Here is a 20,665-nt window from a genome sequence, read left to right on the forward strand (position 1 = left end):
GTATCTGTTATTGCTGCCATGACGGGCGTGATGTACTTCTATAGTAACGCGATACGTGTACAGTTCAGTTGTACTAGTTATCAGATATTGTCTGGAAAATAAGAAATGAATATACAAGTGTATTTTTTACCCACATACTGTGCCTGCACTTTATTCATTTGTATATTTCTAGATCAAACCTTTGTAACAGGCGCAAACGCAGCCAACAAACGCTTCACTCCTACTGGAGCTGGGAAGGCAATCTGCAGCTCGGTATCCGTTCCTGTTCCTTTGACGGATACGATTACCCCGATCCCCCACTTGCCGTGGGAAACCTTGTCGCCAGCCTGGAAACTTGCATCACCGCTGCCCGCTTGCTTTGCCTTATCCAGCGGCGTAGACACCGTCACGCGGTTCGTACCTGCTGCTCCCCCTGCTCCTGCAGGGCGCATCGCACCGCCAAATGTGCCCGCAGAGCTGCGTGCCGCCGCTTGCCCTGCTGTGCCATAGCCCGTACTGCCAGGTGCTGTACCAGCGGCTGATCCACCGCCTGCACCGTTGTAGCCAAGTCCGCGTCCACCATAACCTGCGGATGCAGCTTGCCGGCCGTAACGATCAAAGCTCCCGTAACGCCCGCCAGATGGCGATACATCTTCCTTCAGCTCGTCTGGAATCTCGCCTAAGAAACGAGACGACGGATTCGCATTCGTCCGTCCAAACAAAGTCCGCGTGCGCGCAGACGTCAAGAACAACTGCTGCTCCGCCCGCGTAATGCCAACATACGCTAAGCGCCGTTCTTCCTCCAGCTCCTCGTTATCCGTAAACGCTCGGCTATGCGGGAATACCCCTTCCTCCATGCCAATGATAAACACAACAGGAAACTCCAGCCCCTTCGCACTGTGCATCGTCATCAGAATGACAGAGTCGGTCTGTTCCTCGTCCTCTGCATCGTTCATAGAATCGATGTCCGCAATGAGTGCCAGATCCGTCAGGAAGGATACAAGTGACCTGTCCTCATTACGCTGCTCAAATTCTTGTGTTACCGACAGGAACTCGTCGATATTCTCCATACGAGCTTTGGACTCTAACGTATTCTCACGCTGCAGCTCAAGCTTATACTCGGACAACTCCAGCGTCTTCTCCGTCAGTTCAGTTACAGAGACAAATTCCTGCATCTTATTCAAACTATCGATCATGCTATAGAATTCGCGAAGTGTACCCTTCGTGCGCGGCGCAATATCAAGCAAATCCATGTCGCCAATCACTTTCATGATCGACGTGCCCCGCTCCGATGCTGCTTCCGCAAGCTTGGCAATTGTTGTCGCGCCAATGCCTCGCTTCGGTACGTTTACAATCCGCTCCAGACTGATATCGTCGTCAGGGTTGGAAATTAATCTTAAATATCCCAGCACATCTTTAATCTCTTTACGATCGTAGAACTTGATTCCGCCTACGATCTGGTAAGGAATTTCGGATTTAATGAGAATTTCCTCGATTACACGAGACTGTGCATTCGTCCGGTACAAAATTGCATGCTGGCTGTATGATTTCCCGCTCATCTGGTTTTTCTTAATCTCGGCCGTCACAAAGTATCCCTCATCATGCTCCGTATCCGCTTGATACACTTTGATTGGATTGCCTTCGCCGCTGTCTGTCCACAGTTTCTTAGGCTTCCGTCCCGTGTTGTTCTGAATCACTTGGTTCGCCGCGTTCAGAATATTGGCAGTCGAACGGTAGTTCTGCTCCAGCATAATCGTAGTTGCATTCGGGTAATCCTCTTCAAAATTGAGGATATTCGTAATATCCGCCCCCCGCCAGCGATAAATCGATTGGTCGCTATCGCCTACTACACAAATATTGCGATGCTGATCCGCTAACATACGACATAACATGTACTGCGCACGGTTCGTATCCTGATACTCGTCAACATGAATGTATTTAAATTTCTTCTGATAGAAGTCCAGCACTTCTGGCTCGTCCTTAAACAACTGCGTTGTCTTCATAATGATATCGTCAAAATCCAGCGCATTATTCGAACGAAGCCGCTTCTGATACTGCGTGTATACTTTAGAGACAAGACCATCAAAATAATCGCCTATCTTCTCCTCGAATCGCTTCGGCGTAACAAGTTCATTCTTTGCGGTGCTAATCGTGGACTGCACAGCCTTAGGATCAAACTTTTTCGTATCTACATTCTGTTCCTTCATAATGCCACGAATAACCGACAAGGAATCCGAAGAATCCAGAATCGTAAAGTTCGAAGAAAACCCAAGTCGCTCAATATCACGACGTAATATACGTACACACATGGAGTGGAACGTAGAAACCCAAATATCTTGGCCTTCTGGTCCTACTAACTTGGCAACACGCTCCTGCATCTCGCGCGATGCTTTATTTGTAAATGTAATCGCCAAAATGCTCCACGGCGCCGCCTTACGCGTCGCGATTAGGTAAGCAATACGGTGCGTCAGCACGCGTGTCTTGCCTGATCCCGCTCCCGCCATAATAAGCAATGGTCCTTCCGTTGCCTCTACCGCTCGCCGCTGCTCAGGGTTCAGCCTCTTAATCGCCTCATGAATGTCCGTCGCCATCTTCGCTGGCTTCTTCCCCTCATCCGCTGATTCCAGAAATTCAAACATAAGTCTGTAAGCTCCTTCCCTACCTAATATTTATTATAACGATCCATAAATTAATCGTGACTATCCATCAAATAATCTTATTGGGACCTCTGATCTGATGCCAAGAACTCACTCTTAAGAAGAAATATTGTGTCCCCATGATCTCATAAACACAATTAATCAAAGAAGCTCCCTAGCAAAGCAACTACTACCTATGATTTTATATTTATCACTAAATACATACCAAACCTTACTGAACTTTCTTTAGTAAAAAACTTCATAATAGCAATTTAAATATGATAATCCTAAAATCCTAACATTAAACCTTCTAGTCGCTCGCCTTGACGGCCTCAACGGTAGCAAGAGCAGCCTCCAAGTCTTCGTACACCACATTACCTACCACAATCGTATCCGCAGCTTGCGCAGCCAGTCTAGCCTGCTCCACAGTCCGAATACCACCGCCATAGATGACATGCGCCTGGCTTGCCGCCTTCCTAATCTGCATAACCGTGTCCATATCACCAAACATTCCGCTGTACTCTGCATATATAACAGGCAGACGCATCAGCTTGTCCGCAATATGCGCATATGCCGCTGCTTCCTTAGCTGTTAGGTTTGCATTCGCCCGACTTACTTTCGCCGCTGTTGCTTCCGGATTCAAAATAATATACCCCTCTGGAATAATCATTTCCCACGGCATCATATATTCGTATTGTTCAATCGCACGCTTATGCTGGCCTACTAACCAATCCGTGCTCGTTGTATTCATCACCATTGGGATAAAGTACGCGTCAAAACCGGGTACGACCGCATCCAGATCGGATACCTCCTGTACCACAGGCAGTGCAAATCTGCGAACGCGCGCCATCAGGTCCACTGTATTCTCAAATGTAACTCCACTTGATCCCCCAACCATAATGGCATCAGAACCGGACATACATACCCGCTCCAGACACTCATCGTTAATTTCTTTGTCCGGATCAAGCTTAAATACATGTTTCCATTGTCTTAACTGTATATCATGAATTGCACTCATTCCATTTGCGGAAGCCGCCACTTCAGTTCCTCCACTCTCTGTATATACATCTCACGCTCCAGCACATACAAGCGCTGACCAATGGCCCGTACATTTTAATATGATGGGCCTAACAGAATAAGTCTAAGCCAGCGGAAAGGGGGTGTCAATGAAGGTATATTGGAATAGGTGGTTTCCGTGTAACTACGAATGTACGTTCTTGTCCATTGTACAAAAAGAACCCCTTCTTGTCACGCAAGAAGAGGCTCTGTAAACCTAATGAAGCGATGTTGTAATAAAACTCGCTTGAAATTCATCTATTTCTTTTTTATTATCAACTTACTCAAAATGTATGTTATCGGAATAGATAGTATGATTACTATCAGTGGCGCATACTCTTTCTCCAATTTCGAATTATCTACTAGTACGTACAGCAATACTGCATTCAACAAGTACTGAACTACATAAACTAAAGGAAATTGAATCATTTTCTTGTAGTTTAATTTTTCTTTAAATACATAGTATGAATTAAGTAAATAAGAAATGAGAATACCACTTATATAAGAAATAGTATAAGAGACTGTATAAGAAAAAGCATTTAATAGCAGTAAGTATATTAAATAGGTACATGCCGTATTTATTATTCCTACCACCAGAAATTTAAAAAACTCTTTATTTAAAAACTTCATCAATAACGAATGCTGGTCTCTTTCGTGTTTCATCTAATATTCTCCATAAATATTCTCCAATTAATCCTAACATAATCATAATAAGCCCTATTAAAAACGTGATTAATGCAATTATTGAAGTCCAACCTTGTATATTTGTTACTCCAGTAAGAGCATTAATAATTACAAACATTCCATAGAGAAAACTAAAAAATGCAACTATAAAGCCTGTCAAAGACATGAAACGAATTGGGACATACGAAAAGCTCACAAAAGAATCAATAAACAATTTAATCTTTTTAGATAGCGTCCATCTTGATTGCCCTAACTTTCTTTCTTCCCTAGTATAGGGTACAACACTTCTTTCATGACCTAACCAATAGATTAAACTCATAATATTCGTGTTTTTTTCATTGATTTGATTTAGCTCTTGAACAATTTGTCTATCGATTAGGACAAAGTCAAACCCGCCCTGCGGGTAGCCTTTAATCGCAAGCTTGTCCATGAAGAAATAATAAGTATTTGAAAATGCTTTCTGTGAGAACGATTCTTCTCTATCCTGTCTAGTCGCAAGAACCACTTTATTCCCGTCTTCCCAACGGCTAAGCATATCAGCAAATAATTCAGGAGGATCCTGTAGATCCGCAGAGATTATCCCTACTATATCACCTTCTACATGATGAAGACCTGCCTGTATGGCAGCCATTGAACCACAGTTTTTACTTAATTTTACTACTTTTATTCTATTGTCCTTCTCTTTTTCTTCTAACAATAACTGAAGTGAATTATCACCTGATCCATCATCCACAAATACGAACTCTAGCTCATATTCAGTTAATAGACTCTGCAGATTCTGCAGTCTTGGTACGGTGTGTGGGATATTAAGTTCATTGTAATAAACCGGAACAAGAATAGAAAAAAGCTTTTTACTTGCCATAACGATTTATTACCTCCACAACTTTTCTCACATCTGTCATATCCATAACAGGACTGATCGGTAGACTCAATACTTCCTTGTGGATCTTTTCTGATATAGGGAAATTCAGCTGCCCCCATTCGCTGTATGCTTCTTGTTTATGTGGTGGAATTGGGTAGTGAATTAGAGTTTGAATATCATGCTCTAATAAATATTTCTGCAAACTATCCCTGTTATCAGCTCTCACTACAAATAAATGCCAAACGTGAGACTCCGGTTCATGCATTACAGAAGGTAGAACAATCAAAGGATTATTGATAAAATTCAAGTAGTAATTTGCAATTTCTCTTCTTTTTAAGTTATCTTCGTCAAGGTATTTCAATTTAACGCTTAATAGGGAAGCCTGCATCTCATCTAGTCTACTGTTGACCCCTTTATAAATATTCTCATATTTTCTATGTGAACCGTAGTTTCTAATAGCAAAGAGTTTTTGTGCTAAAGAATCATCATTAGTAGTTACAGCTCCGGCATCGCCTAAAGCCCCTAAGTTCTTACCAGGGTAAAAACTAAAGGCAGCAGCGTCGCCTAGATTGCCTGCTCTTTTTCTATCGTATACAGCCCCATGGGCCTGCGCACAATCTTCTATAACTTTTAAATTATGCTTCTTAGCAATACGATTAATAACATCCATATCACATGTCTGTCCATAAAGATGCACAACCATAATAGCTTTTGTATTCGAAGTTATTTTCTCCTCTATTAAGGCAGGATCTATATTGTAGGTGTGCAAGTCCGGCTCAACAAGAATAGGTGTGGCACCATTCATAGAAACAGAAAGAATTGAAGCTATATAGGTATTGGATGGGACTATTACTTCATCCCCTTCACCTATCTCATATGCTCTGATAATAAGTGCAAGTGCATCCAATCCATTAGCAACACCTATACAATGCTTTGATCCGCAATATTGAGCAAATGCAGCTTCAAATCGTTTAACATCCTCTCCGAGTACATACCATCCGGAGTGCATGAATTTTTGAATAGCATCCATCATCTCATGTTCATGTCTTAAATTAATCTTCTTTAAATCCAAAAAATTAATCATTTTTCTCACCTAGTATTGAATTATTTAACTCATATTGTTTGCTACACTTAACGCACACCAAATCAGAGTTTATTTTCTCACCACAGTTACATATATAATCAATAAATTTTGCTGGATTTCCAAACCATAAAGAATTATTAGGTATATCCTTTGTTACAACAGAACCAGCACCTATCATCGCATATTTTCCAATTGTGACTCCAGCTATTATTGTAGAATTCGCACCAATAGATGCCCATTCCTCTATAACGGTCTCGAGAAAATGATCAGGATACTGCTTTGAACGTGGTCTTAGATCATTTGTAAAGGTAACATTTGGGCCAATGAATACATTATCTTTAATTCTCGCTCCATCCCAAATATACACACCTGATTTAACAGTAACATTGTTTCCTAAAATAACGTCATTCTCAATAAAAGTATGATCATTAATATTGCAATTCTCACCAATAGTTGCACCAGGTAGAATATGGGAAAATGCCCAAATACGAGTCTCTTCTCCTATATTGTCAGTTTCCACTAGCGCTTGTGGATGTTTATAGTACTTCATTTTTGTACACCTCACAAAAGTCATCATAGCTATGAATATAGTCTTCTGACTCATAATGATGTGAAGCAAGCACTAGTAATATACAATCCTCTGAAAAATCATACATTTCATGCCAATCATCAGGCTCGAGTAAAAGCATTGTTTGAGGCGCATCTAATGACACTTCATCTACCCGTTTCAAATTATCAAGAGAAACTTTGCAAGATCCTGAGATAGAGATAAGAGCTTGTCTCGTCTTATAATGAGCATGTCCGCCTCTTCTAACATCATGCTTTGCTCCATATATATAAAACACTCGTTTTATATCAAAAGGAACTTGGAGATTAGACTCTATTACGGATAGACTTCCCCTTACTGGATCTGAATGAACCTTTATATCCATTAAGCAACTTTGCATATTTAGTTCCTTTCCAACTGAAATTGATGGACGTACCACTCCACAGTCTTCTTAATACCAGTCTCGAAATTTTCATCTGCCATCCAGTTGAGTTCCGTTTCAATCTTAGTAGCGTCAATAGCATATCTACGATCATGTCCCGGTCGATCATTTACATGACGAATTAATTCTTTATAGCTATTCAAACTTTTATCTTTCACGTGTGAAGCAATGTCATCTAGTAGTTCACAGATAAGCGTTGCTATATAGATATTTTCACGCTCGTTACGTCCACCGATATTGTAGGTTTCGCCACTGTCACCCTCATGATACACCAAGTCTATACCCTTGCAATGATCGGTAACATAAAGCCAATCCCTCACATTTTTACCATCACCATAAATAGGAATTGTCTTAGCATTAAGTGCGTTATCAATGATTGTTGGTATTAATTTCTCACGATGCTGCTTTGGACCATAGTTATTAGAACAGTTTGTAGTCACCACATTCAAACCATAAGTATGGTAGTAGCTCCTAACAATCATATCAGAACTTGCTTTACTAGCACTGTAAGGGGAGTTCGGAGCATACGGTGTTTCCTCAGTGAATAGCCCTGTCTCTCCTAAAGTTCCATATACTTCATCTGTCGATATATGATGAAACCTGCAACCTTCATAGCCACTTTTGTACTTAAAAGGCGCCTCCATCCAATATTCTCTTGCCGTATTCAATAACACAAAAGTACCTTTAACATTAGTTTCAATAAACGACTCTGGAGACTTTATTGAATTGTCCACATGAGATTCTGCAGCAAAATGAATTACACCTTCAATGCTAAATTCTTCAAACAATCGGCTTACTAAAACTTGATCACAGATATCGCCTTGTCGGAAAATATATCTAGGGTGATTTATTACCTCCGATAAATTCCTTGTATTTCCTGCATAAGTTAACTTATCTAGGTTAATCAGAGTATAATCCTCGTATTTCTTTAGAAAATACGGGATGAAATTTGAACCAATAAAACCAGCCCCGCCAGTTACAAGTATTGTTTTAAGATTGTTATCCATAATAAGCATGTTCCATTTCATTTTGATTTTTTCTATCTGATATACTTTGCTTTGCGATATCCAACAAATACTGTCCATACTCATTCTTGAGCATGCTCTGACCAAGTAATTCTAATTGTTCAGCTGAAATATATCCTTTGTAAAAAGCTATTTCCTCAATACACGCCACTTTAAAACCTTGTCTCTTCTCCACTGTTTCAATAAAATGGGAGGCTTGCATCAAAGAATCATGCGTCCCTGTGTCCAACCATGCAAAACCACGACCTAGAAGTTCAACATTTAGCTTTCCTCTTTTAAGATATGCATTATTTATATCTGTGATTTCGAGTTCGCCCCTGGCTGATGGCTCAATTTGTTTGGCAATCTGAACAACATTGTTATCATAAAAATATAGGCCTGTAACTGCAAATTGAGATTTAGGATACTCAGGTTTCTCTTCGATAGATTTAACCTTCAAATCATGATCAAATTCTACCACGCCAAATCGTTTAGGATCCTTAACTTTATAACCGAACACGGTTGCGCCCTCTTCACGTTTTGCAACCTTCATTAACAGTTCTGAGAATCCTTGTCCATAATAAATATTATCTCCCAGTATTAAAGCAACATTATCTTCTCCGATAAACTCTTCTCCAATGATGAAAGCTTGAGCTAGTCCATCTGGAGATGGTTGAACGGCGTAGCTTAGCTGAAGGCCTAACTCATTCCCATTTCCTAGTAACTGTTTAAATCTAGGAGTATCCTCAGGAGTTGAGATTATCAGTATTTCAGTAATACCAGCTAGCATTAATACAGATAGCGGGTAATAAATCATAGGTTTATCGTAAATCGGAAGCAACTGCTTGGATATTGTCTTAGTTAAAGGATACAGCCGCGTACCGCTACCGCCTGCTAAGATGATTCCTTTCATATGCAAACACCTCATTTTAAAAAAAGCTTTTTAAAGGCACTTTTCTATCATTTCTTCAACTTCTTAGAAATAGACTTATCCCAAACATAAATCTCATGTTGTTCAATTTTATGAATTTCTGTAGGTTCCCCAAACGATTTAATTACCGTTTGTTTATTCACTTGTCCCCAATTATCATTAGAAAAAACTATAAAATTAACATCCTGGTTATACCATTTTTCATAACTCAACCATCTAAATGGCATAATTACTTCCCCATCCGATACTACAGGATATACATTTACTAATCCTTTGCTCTCTACTGTCAAATTCAAAGAGTTCCAATAAGAACCGTAGCCATGTTTCAAGTTATTTTCAACTAAAAATGTAGCAACCTTGTTTTCAGTCATATAATTGATCTTAAAGGGCGTAACAACATATGTGCTGATAATAATTAGTGAAATAATACCTAACACAATGCGTTTCTTCATACCCAAGATGTTTATCTTAGAAATTCCATATCTTCCAATAAATATCGTTATATAGATTAACATAGGAAACAAATAGCGTGTCGACCCCAAATCAACCGGCATGTTGCTTATTAAATATTCAAAAAAGTTTATTAGTATTGCGCATAATAAGAAAACATACATTCTATCCATTTTTTTTGATAAACTAAAATTTTTAACCGCATTATAAATTAAATATATTATTGTAATTAATAAAACAAAATGTATACCGCTCTTTATAGTTGAAAGTGACGCTATCTCTCCTCCAAAAATGTTTGCATCATATAGAGTTAACATTCCCTTTATCGCTAACACGATATTATTTTTTATATTTTCGAACTCTACAAATTTTGCTATCCCAACCGAAGGGACATTAAAGCTCAATATAGAAAGTATTACTTTCGATAATATGTACGATCCAACCGATGTCAGCACAACGTAAATATGCTTTTTCTGACGTTCTTGAATCCATAAGATCGCACTTGTTAAAATCATTGGCAAAACAAAAAACCATAACACAAATGGATCCGCTACAAGTGAAACAGTTGATAAAAACAAAAATAATGAATATTTGACAGCATTATTTTCTACATACTCAAGAAAAATAAACGCAAGCAATACATATAGCATTGAGCTAATATGCATTGGACCATTTAGAATTTGACCTGCAACAAACTGTGAAGGAATCGCTATTAAAGAAAAGGTAACAATGGAACTACTAATTTTAAACCCTTCTCTAGTTTTTCCTGATAAAAATACTGTACACCATACTACGCCCAGCAACCAAATCGCAGAGGCATATTTTATGATTAAAGGAGTTATTCCTAACACAGAAACAAATAAGTAATAGAGAAATATTTCAGTCGTATAATACGAGCCTGTGGATAAATACCAATCCTTTAGAAAGTAATCTCCTTTTGTCATGGCATCTGCCATAAGAACTACGGATGCTGCATCAGAATGGATGGGTATTTTAAAAGTGAAATTAATATAATAAAAAAACAATGCTAATGAGATCACTGAAAACAATGTGACTTTAATTATGCGAGACAAATCTACCCCTCCGCTATCGGCAATTAAATTAGAACAAATAATTTTATTATCTATGAAACCTAATTTTTGGATCCGTCTAAGCAAAAGAATTAATCGGATTATCCGACTAATTCCTTTGCTTCAAATACGTTAAAATAGTATTTTCTATCATTTTATTTTCAGTAAAATATTGAGCATATTTATTTCTAGCCTGCTGCCCTAGGCTGAGCCTGTAATCAGCATTAGTTATAAGCTTATCTATATACTCCTCAAGCATCTTGCTGTTTTCATTTTCTATAAGAAGTCCGTCTATTTCATGTTCAATGATCTCTGGAATCCCGCCTGCGTTGGTTCCAATAACAGCTTTACCAAATTGCATAGCTTCAAGATACACCAGTCCAAAGGACTCGTATCGAGAAGGAGCAATAAAAATATCACATTCACTTAATAACGTTGTTTTATCCTCTTCTGTTACTTCTCCTAAAAACTGAACCTGTTCAGTGATTAATGGATACTTGGTCTGGAACCAAGATTTGATGGTCTTGCCGTTCTTAAATGGTATATTGTCTTGGCCAGCAATTTGAAACTTTACGTTACTATGCTTATGACAAATTGCAACTGCTGCGTCAAGTAGCAAATCAATACCCTTACGAGGCTCTAGACGGCCCAAAAATAATAGATTAATATCATTTGAGTTCTGACATGATTGGTTAACGTAATTAATTGAACGATCCTCTAGCCCCAATGGAACAAGGTCAATCCCTATGCCTTTCCACTCAATACCATACAATTGCCCGATAGTCTCCTTAACGTTATCAGATATCGTAATGACTCCACTAGAACTTTCTATAAACTGCTTCTCTAATTCAGAGGATAGCTGCAAATCGCTGTTCCAGTTCCAATTCTGCATTTTAGCTGCAACTTTAAGTGGAGTCTCTAATCTAACATACGTCTTCAAACCTTTAATTTGGGAACTGACCAATCCTTCATAATCCCATAAGGGTGACTCGAGTATTTGAATGTGTCCTTTGTTAAAAAGGTCCTCTACGATAAGCGAAGCCTTCCACGAGTATTCTAAATTTGTTTTAGTGACATGCATTTCATCGGGAAGAAAATCAAATATTGGCTGGTCCGCACGAACCAAATTAACGTTGATCACGTTTACATCGTTTATAACCATTATTGCTTCTGGAGTACTACTGGTTATTACATACACAGAGTGACCTTTTGCAGCAATTCCTTCTGCTAGCACTTTAGTATAAGTAGCAACCCCTCCCATACCATATGGAGGATAATATTTACTTAGGAAACAAACACCGAAGCTATCTTCATCTTTAGTCTCTTCGACATGTGACTGCGGAGACTCTTCACTATTCATAATTGCTGTGTCCATTCCAACTGTACTATCCTTTATAAAAGGAAGGAATGTAAACAGAGGCTCTAGGTTAAAGTTCGTTCTTCTTTGACCAAAGAAACCATCGATGTATCCTCTCTTGACCCCTCTTTTCCACATTTTAATAAATGAAACATAGTCCTCTTTGTTAATATTCCCTTCTCTTAACCAATGCTTAAATTCTTTTTTTCTTTTATTAGCGGTCAAGTAAGGCTTAATTAAACGACTTAAGAAACTTGCAATTCCTTTTGAATTCTTAATACCAAAGTACACCGTGTTTTTTACGATCGGATACCAATTCAGCTTGTAGATAGACGTTCTAATGTGTGATTTAGCAAATTCATGATGCATATAAGCTTCTTGATGATGGAAAATAGGATAACCTGCTCTTGTTAATCTTACACATACATCACTCTCATCATGGTAATATTCGTAATATTCATCAAATCCGCCATTTTCCAGAAGAGCTTTTCTTAAGAAAGTACTATTTACACCCATCATAATATTAAATTTATGATTAATAGCTTGTATATATTGCCCGGGCTGCTCCCTCTTCACGTCAGCTTCGCCCCAAATATCAATAATCCCATTATGGAATTGAAAATGGTCCCCTCCTGGACCATAGACTCTACCGCCGCCACCACCAATAATCTTATTTTGATCATACAATTCTTTAATTTGATGTAACCAATTCGGCTCAGGAATTGCGTCATCATCAATAAAAGCAACTATATCACCGTTAGAAGCTTGTATACCTAAGTTTCTGGATATAGATAAGTTAGCCTCTGAGTTATTTACAATTTTAATCTTGCCCACATATCTTTCTAATATCTCTTTCGTTCGATCAGTGGAAGGTCCATTTACAACAACCACTTCAAAATTCTCATAAAGTAGATGATTCAAACTTTTTAAAGTTCTTTCAAGATATTCATCTCTATTGTATGTGCATATTACTATTGAGAAAGACAAATCTACTTTGTTCATAGTTTTTCCACCCGGCTAATAATTTGAATTAATGCTTCTGCCGTCTTCTCCACTGTAAATTGCTCCAACCATTCATATTGCTTGTTCACAAGACTATTTTTAAGGTCATCATTTCCCAGAATATAAGATATCAGTTCAGCTATGTTCTCATACTCTTTTTCAATTATTTTAACTCCAGCTGATCCCATTGTTGATCGAATAGCCCCAGCGTCAAATGCAATGGTCGGAATTCCATAAGACATACTCTCTAGTAATGGGACACAGAATCCTTCATGCTCGCTCATACACAATAAAACATCAGAGGTACGATAATGGAAGTCAAGTTCCTCCCCTGATACTTTTCCAGTGAATATAACATTATTCTTACATGGTAATGTTCCCTGAAGCTTCAATAGTTTTTCATAGTAAAGAGTATAGTTATTATAATCACCGACAAGATACAAAGTTGCCTTCGGATCAATATAAGTATAATAGTAATTAAAAACCTTTATAATATCTTCGTGTTTTTTATTCGGGGCAACTCTTCCTACAAATAAAAACTTAGCTCCTTCTTTATCTAGCTTCTTATTTGGTTGTTTTTTAACGGCTAAATCAACCACGATTGGTAATACGGAACTCGGCTCACAATGCAGATTAGCTAGCTCCTCAACATTAAACTCAGAATCACCCACATAATAGTCGAACTGACCGACCAGTTGATTAAGTTGCTTTCTTCCCTCTAAACAATGAGTATAGTGGGGCTCCATCCCCTCAAAGAAATGGTGCGGAGTTATATTGTGATATAATAATATTTTTTTGCATTGTAGTTTTTTAACATGATTAATCAAGATTGATTTTCCTGAAAAGTGAAATATAACAATATCCGTTTTAGTCACAACAAGGCTCTCAATAGACTGTGTGAGTTCTTTGACTTTGTCATGAGTATATTTTGTATAAATGTAATTCTCTATATTAGATTTATCCATTATTAATGATAATTCTATACAGTGATTACTTACTGCATCCCCATAATCTAGAGCGTCCATTATTTGATAAATTTTCACTTTGATCAACGAACTCCTTCAATTTCCATTTCTAAACACAATCCATTCTTTCTTGCTTCATCCACAACCTTAATATCTTTGAAACCTATTTTATTCATTAATGATATTAGTGTTTCAGGGGAAAACATATTATAATGCTGATTACCCTCATACTCCTGAGATCCAAATGTTATTTCTTTTAGTACATCGAAGGAAATCTCACCTGAAGAATACCCTTCAATCATCGCCTTCCAATTTGGACATATAATTCTAATTTTCCCATCAGTTTTCAACAAAGAATGCCAATATTTAAGAATATACTGTTCCATATCTATTTCGGAGAAATGCTCAATTACATGAGCAAGGTATAGCTCATCAACAGTACCTTCTGGAAGCGGCACATTTGTGACATCTGCTATAATATCAACGCCATTTAATTCCCTCATATCAATATTTATATAGTCATGTAAACTTAGATTTCCGCAACCTAAATTTACTTTCATCATGTTATTTTTCATCATCGACTCATACTTATCTCTGTTAACAATTTTACTTTCTACTTTTTTCTTAACTTTTTGCAGATTATCATTGAATGAATGCTTTAATTCCGCAAAAATTTCTTTTCTGGTTCGATCTTGATACTGCTCAATGTTTTTTACTTTACTATCGATCAACTCGGTCCACTGATACAAATGGTTATGATTTCCTTCTACAGATTGAATCCATTCTCTGGTGTTTTGTATCTGAGCGCTATTCAATTCTTCTTTTCTTTCATTATCATGAATCATATTCTTGTTAAACACTTCATTATCAAAGTTTCTTTTTTCAAGTTCTACCAACCTTGCATCAACATTTCTTTCCACTTTATTGATTTTATCATTCAGTGTATTTGATAATTTCCACGCTAGCTCCTCATTATGTTTTTTAAGTTCAATAATCTCACTATATAATTTATCAGTAACTTCTTTGTGATTTAAATTCATTTTTCTTAAATGAGCTTGGACCAAATCTAAATAGCCAGTTGTGGATTGATTAAAATGTACTTGTTTTCTTGTATATGTCCTAATCAGTTTACCAATAAATCTTTTTAAAAATCTAAATCTTGCATTTTCAGGTACAGGAATCGGATCACTATTCTCATAAACTTCCCTTTGTTTCCAGTACAAGTCAATAAAAGGGTCTACCTCCTGCGATGATTCATCAACAAGGGAAACCCTCTTTTGTCTATTAATATTTATTGATTCCATTATTTTCTCAACTTGTTCGCTAGGTGATAGATCAAAGAACTTTTTCATTAACAATCTCCCCCTCCTTCAAAATCTCCCACGAATGCGGTATTCTACAGTATCCCACATCATGTATTTTAGATAGAACCATTATTTTGGAAACAGAACTCAAAAAGTCAAACATTGTGCCCGTGTCATCATGAACTGCTACATCGATTTCATAATCTCCTTCAATTAGATTTATCGTAGGAAAAGTAACCTTAATAGTACCTTTTCGAGAAATATTAGTAGTATCAATCGATTCAAGTTGAGTATTTGTACCATAAACTCTTATTTTATCAATTGTATTAAATGCTATACCAAAAACAGGATTAGAGACTTTAGGATTATTAATTGTGTAGTCTATAGTAATAGCCATAGGTTGATCTGAATATATATGGTTTGATGAACCCTCAATTATTGTTTTTACTGACGTTATTTCGATATCTCTGTTTCCCCACCGTGTTGACGTAACTTGGTCATTGGTAAGTTCTTTAATTTCACTATTTTCTTTGTGAGTAAGGTCAAGCTGCTCTTCTATAGCCTGATCCTTTTCTGCCAAAAACATAAGATATTCATTTACAACGTCCTTTGGCCTTCCATCCATTCGTATTTCACCTGATTGTATCCATACCGCCCTATCACACATTCGCTCGACAACCCCATGATCATGAGTTACTAATACAATCGTTTTGCCATTGCTCTTTAGTTGTTTGATACGGTTTAAACATTTTCTTTGAAATGATGCATCACCAACAGCAAGTACTTCATCGACAAGCAAGATATCGGGTTCAATATTTATTGCAATAGCAAAAGCAAGTCTCATATACATCCCAGATGAATAGGTTCGAACAGGGTTGTACATAAATTCACCTAATTCAGAAAAAGAAATAATCTCTTGCATTTTAGCTTCTATTTCCTTTTTCGTAAGGCCAAAAATAGAGGCGTTCATATATATATTTTCTTTTCCCGTAAAATCAGGGTGAAAGCCAGCACCTAATTCCAACAAACTGGATACCCGTCCAGTTATACTAATTTGACCACTATCAGGTCTGATAATCTTAGTTAGAAGTTTTAATAACGTACTTTTACCCGATCCATTATGTCCAATAAGAGCAATCATTTCTCCTTTTTGAACAGATAGATTAATGTTTTTAAGAATATGGAGTTCTTTATATGTTTTTTTCTTAATAAATAGTACTTTTTCTTTTAGTGTAGTCGGTTTATCATGATATATTTTAAAGGACTTATCTAAATTATTTACTTTTATAACTTCCATATAAACAACTGTCCTTTCATAATTACAGTTCTTCAGCAAATCTTTTCTTCAATAAATTGAACAGTATTGTTCCAACCAATAAAAATCCTACCGAAAAGGCAAAGCACATTAGTAAATTGGTGAATTCTGGGGCTTTCCCATAATAAAAAATTTGTCTATACGCCTGTTCTAAATGTGTCATAGGATTAAGATAAAAGAAATGGCTGTACTTTTCAGGCACCATCGTTAAAGGATAAAAGATTGGAGTCAAGTAGAACCAAGCCATCATCAATAAGCTTACTATATGTTCTAAATCCCTAAAAAACACATTCAGAGCAGATAGAATCATACTCATCCCTAAAATGAGGATCATTTGTATCAACAAAATTATTGGGAAGTATACAAGATTAATTGTAATCGGTATACCAACATATACCATCGAAACGAGTAATACAATTAAACATAATAAGTAATTTACTGCCCCCGCTATCGTTGTGCTTAAAGGTAATATTTCATATGGGAAGTAAACTTTTTTTATAAGTCCACTATTATTAACAATTATTGATGTATTTCCAGCAATAACTGTTTGGTGATATAACCAGGGCAAAAGACCAGAAAACAAAAAAATACTATAGTTTTCAATATCCATCCGCATAATTGTTTTGAACGCAATCGAATATATAAGCAACATTATCAATGGATTTATAAGTGTCCAAAAGAAGCCTAGTACAGATTCCTTATACCTTGTTCTTAAATCCCTTACGACTAGATTCTTTAGCATTTCTCTGTAGTTATAAACTTCTTTTATCAAAGCCATGTTAGCTCTCCCAAGGACTTTTTTCTCCAATAATTCATAATGTCCTCTACCGTTTTGTCTAAATTATATTGTCTATTCCATCCAGTATCGTTACATAGAAAATGATTGTCTCCGAAGATAACGGGGACATCAATAGGTCTATATTTATTAGGATCAACGATTATTTTGATTTCCTTTCTGCTTAGGAGAATGAATTTTTCCAAAATTTCAGATATACTTGTACTAATTCCTGAGCAAACATTATATACACTCCCAACTTTTCCGTACTCAGAAAGTAACCAATACGCTTTCACTACATCTCTGACGTCTGTAAAGTCTCTTTTTGAGCTTAAATTACCAACATGAATACTATTAGGACTATTTCCTGTCTCTATATCTACAATTTGTTTTGCAAAATCTGATGTAACAAACCCTAAAGATTGTCCAGGACCAATATGATTAAATGGCCTAACATGAATAACCTTAAGATTGAATCTTTCGCAAAATCGAAGAACACTTAACCCTGCACTAAGCTTACTAATACCATATGGGTTAACAGGATTTAGTATATGCTTTTCGTTAATTGGCAAAGACGTAGGAATCCCATATTCCTCTGATGAACCGATATTCACTAACAGCGAATCAGGAGAGTGGTTCAGGATCGAATTAACAACATTAAGAGTACCATTAATGTTAGCTGTATTAAGTTGATTCGTATTTATCCATGAGTTTGCCACGTTACTCTTTGCTGCCAAATGAAAAACAACATCTGGCTTAATCTTTTTAATAACAAAATCGACTTCCAATGGATCAGTCACATCCATTGAAAGCCAGTTTATAGATTGTACGTTATTACTTCTCCCACTACTAAAAGTACCCCAAATTTCCACGCGCTGAGTTAATAGAAGTTCCACTAAATGATATCCTACGAAACCAGAGGCTCCTGTTACTAGAACTCGTTTCATTGTCATTTGCCAATTCCTTGCTTATTATACTTAGCTAAATCACTATCAACCATCATCTTAATAAGCTGTTCAAAACCTACCTCAAGTTCCCAACCTAGCTGTTGTTTAGCCTTGGTGCAATCTCCTAACAAAAGGTCAACTTCAGCAGGGCGGACAAACTTAGGATCAATCACCACGTATTCTTTCCAATTAAGTCCTGCATGTCCAAATGCAATTTCCACCAATTCTTCCACCGTATGGGTTTCGTTGGTAGAAATCACATAATCATCTGGTGTATCTTGTTGAAGCATTAACCACATCGCTTTTACATAGTCACCAGCAAAACCCCAGTCCCGCTTGGCGTCCAAATTACCCATACGCAGCTCGGATTGCAGTCCAAGTTTGATACGAGCCACAGCATCCGTTACTTTACGAGTAACGAACTCTACACCACGGCGTGGAGATTCATGGTTAAACAAGATACCTGAGCAAGCGAACATGTTATAACTTTCACGATAGTTGACAGTAATCCAATGCCCGTAAACCTTTGCCACACCATAAGGGCTGCGAGGATAAAAAGGCGTTGTTTCTTTTTGAGGAGTCTCCATTACTTTGCCGAACATCTCACTGCTCGAAGCTTGATAGAAGCGTGCTTCAGGCTTAACTAGGCGAACTGCTTCCAACATGTTAGTAACCCCTAGCGCTGTCACTTGAGCAGTCAATCCCGGTTGTGTCCAAGAAGTACCTACAAAAGATTGGGCAGCCAAGTTATAGACTTCAACAGGATTCGCAATCTTAACCGCTTGCATGAGCGAGGTAAGATCCAGAAGATCCCCATCAATAAATTCAATCTCATTCTTAATATGTTCAATATTCTCCATAATCGGAACGCTCGTTCTTCTTCTTAATCCGAATACTTTATATCCTTTTTCCAATAATAATTCCGCTAAGTAAGAACCGTCTTGTCCTGTAATTCCCGTAATCAATGCGCGTTTTTCCACAATGCATATCTCCTTTATGCTTAATGTTATAAGTAGTGCTCTAGCTTTTGGATCCTAAGTTCCTTAATTAGAGACTTGATCTCTTGTGCTTTTTCTTTGTTACAAATCAGTGTTACATCATCCGTCTCCACAATAATTAAATCCTCTACTCCTAGGGTAGCAATCAACTTCCCATTACTTTCGATAATGCAACCTTTAGTATCAATATTTAAGGTGTTACCCCTAATAACATTACCATTATCGTCTAATTCATCAATTCGCTCTAAGGCTGTCCAACTTCCGACATCGTCCCAACCAAAAACGCATGGAATCACATAAATGTCTTGTACTTTTTCCATAATACCATAGTCAATGGACTGATCCGGCATCTTAGGAAACTCAGAACGAATAACATCATTTCGATCACATTGACTAAAGGCAACTTTCATCGTTTCTAGTAAATCATGGACTTGAGGCATATGCTCTGCGATATATCCACGTATGACAGAAGTTTTCCATACAAATATACCACTATTCCAGTAATAATTACCTGCATCCAGATAAGAAGTTGCTTTTATTAGGTTGGGCTTCTCAACAAATTGTTGAACTCGATGCACCTGAAAATCATTTAAAACTCGGATATCTAGTGTGCTCTCAATATATCCGTACCCTGTTTCTGGATATGTAGGTTTAATGCCTAGTGTAACCAAGTTCTTCCCTTCACGGCTAACATCCACTGCGGTTTGAAGGATGTGAACAAACTCATCTTCATCTTTAATGATATGATCGGACGGTAGTACGACCATAGTACTGTCAGGAAACTTCTCTTCAATAATTATAGAAGCCAAACCCACACACGGCGCTGTATTACGACCAACAGGTTCGATAATTATGTTCTCATAAGGGAGAGCTGGAATCTGGCCCTTAATCAGTTCCGCATAGAGTTCATTCGTCACCACAAACACTTGTTCAATAGGAATAAACTTCTGCAGCCGATTCACACATTGCTGAATCATAGACTTGCTGCCAGAGATATTAAGAAATTGCTTCGGTAAATTAGTCCGGCTCTTTGGCCAGAAACGTTCGCCCTTGCCTCCTGCCATTATGACCGCAGTAATTCTCATTTTCAAACCTCCATTGTGTACTGACCCAAAATACTATTATAATTCACTATTAATTTATAGTTCAATGTAACATTCGCCAGCTGATACCTAATTTCTTCAAAAAGAGTTATAATTGATGAATACTATTATGCAACTTACATGGTAACAATAAATCATACAAATTTCTACAGCT

18 protein-coding genes are annotated in these 20,665 nt (G+C 37.4%); all 18 read right to left on the reverse strand.

Translation table 11 applies throughout. The annotated features are described in order from the left end of the window. Positions 1 to 173: 173 nt before the first annotated feature. The 18 genes from pcrA to MH117_RS10990 all read right to left on the reverse strand — a co-directional run bounded on the left by pcrA (position 174) and on the right by MH117_RS10990 (position 20,493). Entirely contained in the window at positions 174 to 2,618 is a 2,445-nt protein-coding gene (pcrA, locus tag MH117_RS10905; protein ID WP_239328739.1) for a DNA helicase PcrA, read from the reverse strand. Positions 2,619 to 2,925: 307 nt separating this feature from the next. Continuing rightward, on the reverse strand, positions 2,926 to 3,633 hold the full coding sequence (gene pcrB / locus MH117_RS10910) for a heptaprenylglyceryl phosphate synthase (protein ID WP_239329194.1): 708 nt from the start codon (positions 3,631 to 3,633) through the stop codon (positions 2,926 to 2,928). A gap of 296 nt (positions 3,634 to 3,929) precedes the next feature. After that, positions 3,930 to 4,334, reverse strand: a complete 405-nt coding sequence (locus tag MH117_RS10915) for a GtrA family protein (protein WP_343224458.1) — start codon at positions 4,332 to 4,334, stop codon at positions 3,930 to 3,932. Continuing rightward, positions 4,285 to 5,217 carry a glycosyltransferase family 2 protein gene (locus MH117_RS10920; RefSeq protein WP_239328740.1) on the reverse strand — a complete coding sequence of 311 codons (933 nt, stop codon included), beginning with the start codon at positions 5,215 to 5,217 and terminating at the stop codon, positions 4,285 to 4,287. Before MH117_RS10920 ends, MH117_RS10915 begins: the two co-directional genes overlap by 50 nt. Next, positions 5,207 to 6,301: a DegT/DnrJ/EryC1/StrS family aminotransferase gene (locus MH117_RS10925; protein ID WP_239328741.1), complete on the reverse strand. Its 1,095-nt coding sequence runs from the start codon at positions 6,299 to 6,301 to the stop codon at positions 5,207 to 5,209. The genes MH117_RS10920 and MH117_RS10925 overlap by 11 nt, the downstream gene beginning before the upstream one ends. Further along, positions 6,294 to 6,851, reverse strand: coding sequence for an acyltransferase (locus MH117_RS10930; RefSeq protein ID WP_239328742.1), 558 nt, complete (start codon positions 6,849 to 6,851; stop codon positions 6,294 to 6,296). The genes MH117_RS10925 and MH117_RS10930 overlap by 8 nt, the downstream gene beginning before the upstream one ends. Continuing rightward, entirely contained in the window at positions 6,838 to 7,287 is a 450-nt protein-coding gene (locus tag MH117_RS10935; RefSeq protein WP_239328743.1) for a sugar 3,4-ketoisomerase, read from the reverse strand. Before MH117_RS10935 ends, MH117_RS10930 begins: the two co-directional genes overlap by 14 nt. Continuing rightward, the gene (gene rfbB / locus MH117_RS10940) at positions 7,251 to 8,381 is read right to left on the reverse strand and encodes a dTDP-glucose 4,6-dehydratase (RefSeq protein WP_343224459.1); all 1,131 of its coding nucleotides are present in this window, start codon (positions 8,379 to 8,381) and stop codon (positions 7,251 to 7,253) included. Before rfbB ends, MH117_RS10935 begins: the two co-directional genes overlap by 37 nt. Then, complete coding sequence (gene rfbA, locus MH117_RS10945; RefSeq protein ID WP_239328744.1) at positions 8,290 to 9,207, reverse strand: glucose-1-phosphate thymidylyltransferase RfbA; 918 nt, start codon at positions 9,205 to 9,207, stop codon at positions 8,290 to 8,292. The genes rfbB and rfbA overlap by 92 nt, the downstream gene beginning before the upstream one ends. A gap of 47 nt (positions 9,208 to 9,254) precedes the next feature. Next, a complete protein-coding gene (locus MH117_RS10950) occupies positions 9,255 to 10,832 on the reverse strand; it encodes a hypothetical protein (protein ID WP_239328745.1) in 1,578 nt (525 codons plus the stop codon). A gap of 22 nt (positions 10,833 to 10,854) precedes the next feature. After that, positions 10,855 to 13,104 carry a glycosyltransferase gene (locus MH117_RS10955; protein ID WP_239328746.1) on the reverse strand — a complete coding sequence of 750 codons (2,250 nt, stop codon included), beginning with the start codon at positions 13,102 to 13,104 and terminating at the stop codon, positions 10,855 to 10,857. Beyond that, on the reverse strand, positions 13,101 to 14,147 hold the full coding sequence (locus MH117_RS10960) for a glycosyltransferase (protein ID WP_239328747.1): 1,047 nt from the start codon (positions 14,145 to 14,147) through the stop codon (positions 13,101 to 13,103). The genes MH117_RS10955 and MH117_RS10960 overlap by 4 nt, the downstream gene beginning before the upstream one ends. Before the next feature lie 5 nt (positions 14,148 to 14,152). Continuing rightward, a complete protein-coding gene (locus tag MH117_RS10965) occupies positions 14,153 to 15,421 on the reverse strand; it encodes a class I SAM-dependent methyltransferase (RefSeq protein ID WP_239328748.1) in 1,269 nt (422 codons plus the stop codon). After that, positions 15,405 to 16,670: an ABC transporter ATP-binding protein gene (locus MH117_RS10970; protein ID WP_239328749.1), complete on the reverse strand. Its 1,266-nt coding sequence runs from the start codon at positions 16,668 to 16,670 to the stop codon at positions 15,405 to 15,407. The genes MH117_RS10965 and MH117_RS10970 overlap by 17 nt, the downstream gene beginning before the upstream one ends. 22 nt (positions 16,671 to 16,692) lie before the next feature. Further along, complete coding sequence (locus MH117_RS10975) at positions 16,693 to 17,466, reverse strand: ABC transporter permease (RefSeq protein WP_239328750.1); 774 nt, start codon at positions 17,464 to 17,466, stop codon at positions 16,693 to 16,695. Then, the gene (locus MH117_RS10980) at positions 17,457 to 18,416 is read right to left on the reverse strand and encodes a GDP-mannose 4,6-dehydratase (protein ID WP_239328751.1); all 960 of its coding nucleotides are present in this window, start codon (positions 18,414 to 18,416) and stop codon (positions 17,457 to 17,459) included. The genes MH117_RS10975 and MH117_RS10980 overlap by 10 nt, the downstream gene beginning before the upstream one ends. Continuing rightward, complete coding sequence (gmd, locus tag MH117_RS10985) at positions 18,413 to 19,390, reverse strand: GDP-mannose 4,6-dehydratase (RefSeq protein WP_239328752.1); 978 nt, start codon at positions 19,388 to 19,390, stop codon at positions 18,413 to 18,415. The genes MH117_RS10980 and gmd overlap by 4 nt, the downstream gene beginning before the upstream one ends. 26 nt (positions 19,391 to 19,416) lie before the next feature. Continuing rightward, positions 19,417 to 20,493 carry a mannose-1-phosphate guanylyltransferase gene (locus tag MH117_RS10990; RefSeq protein ID WP_239328753.1) on the reverse strand — a complete coding sequence of 359 codons (1,077 nt, stop codon included), beginning with the start codon at positions 20,491 to 20,493 and terminating at the stop codon, positions 19,417 to 19,419. Between the last annotated feature and the right edge of the window lie 172 nt (positions 20,494 to 20,665).

Origin of the sequence: Paenibacillus sp. ACRRX (genome assembly GCF_022346885.1) — a bacterium.
Classification (GTDB): domain Bacteria; phylum Bacillota; class Bacilli; order Paenibacillales; family Paenibacillaceae; genus Paenibacillus_B.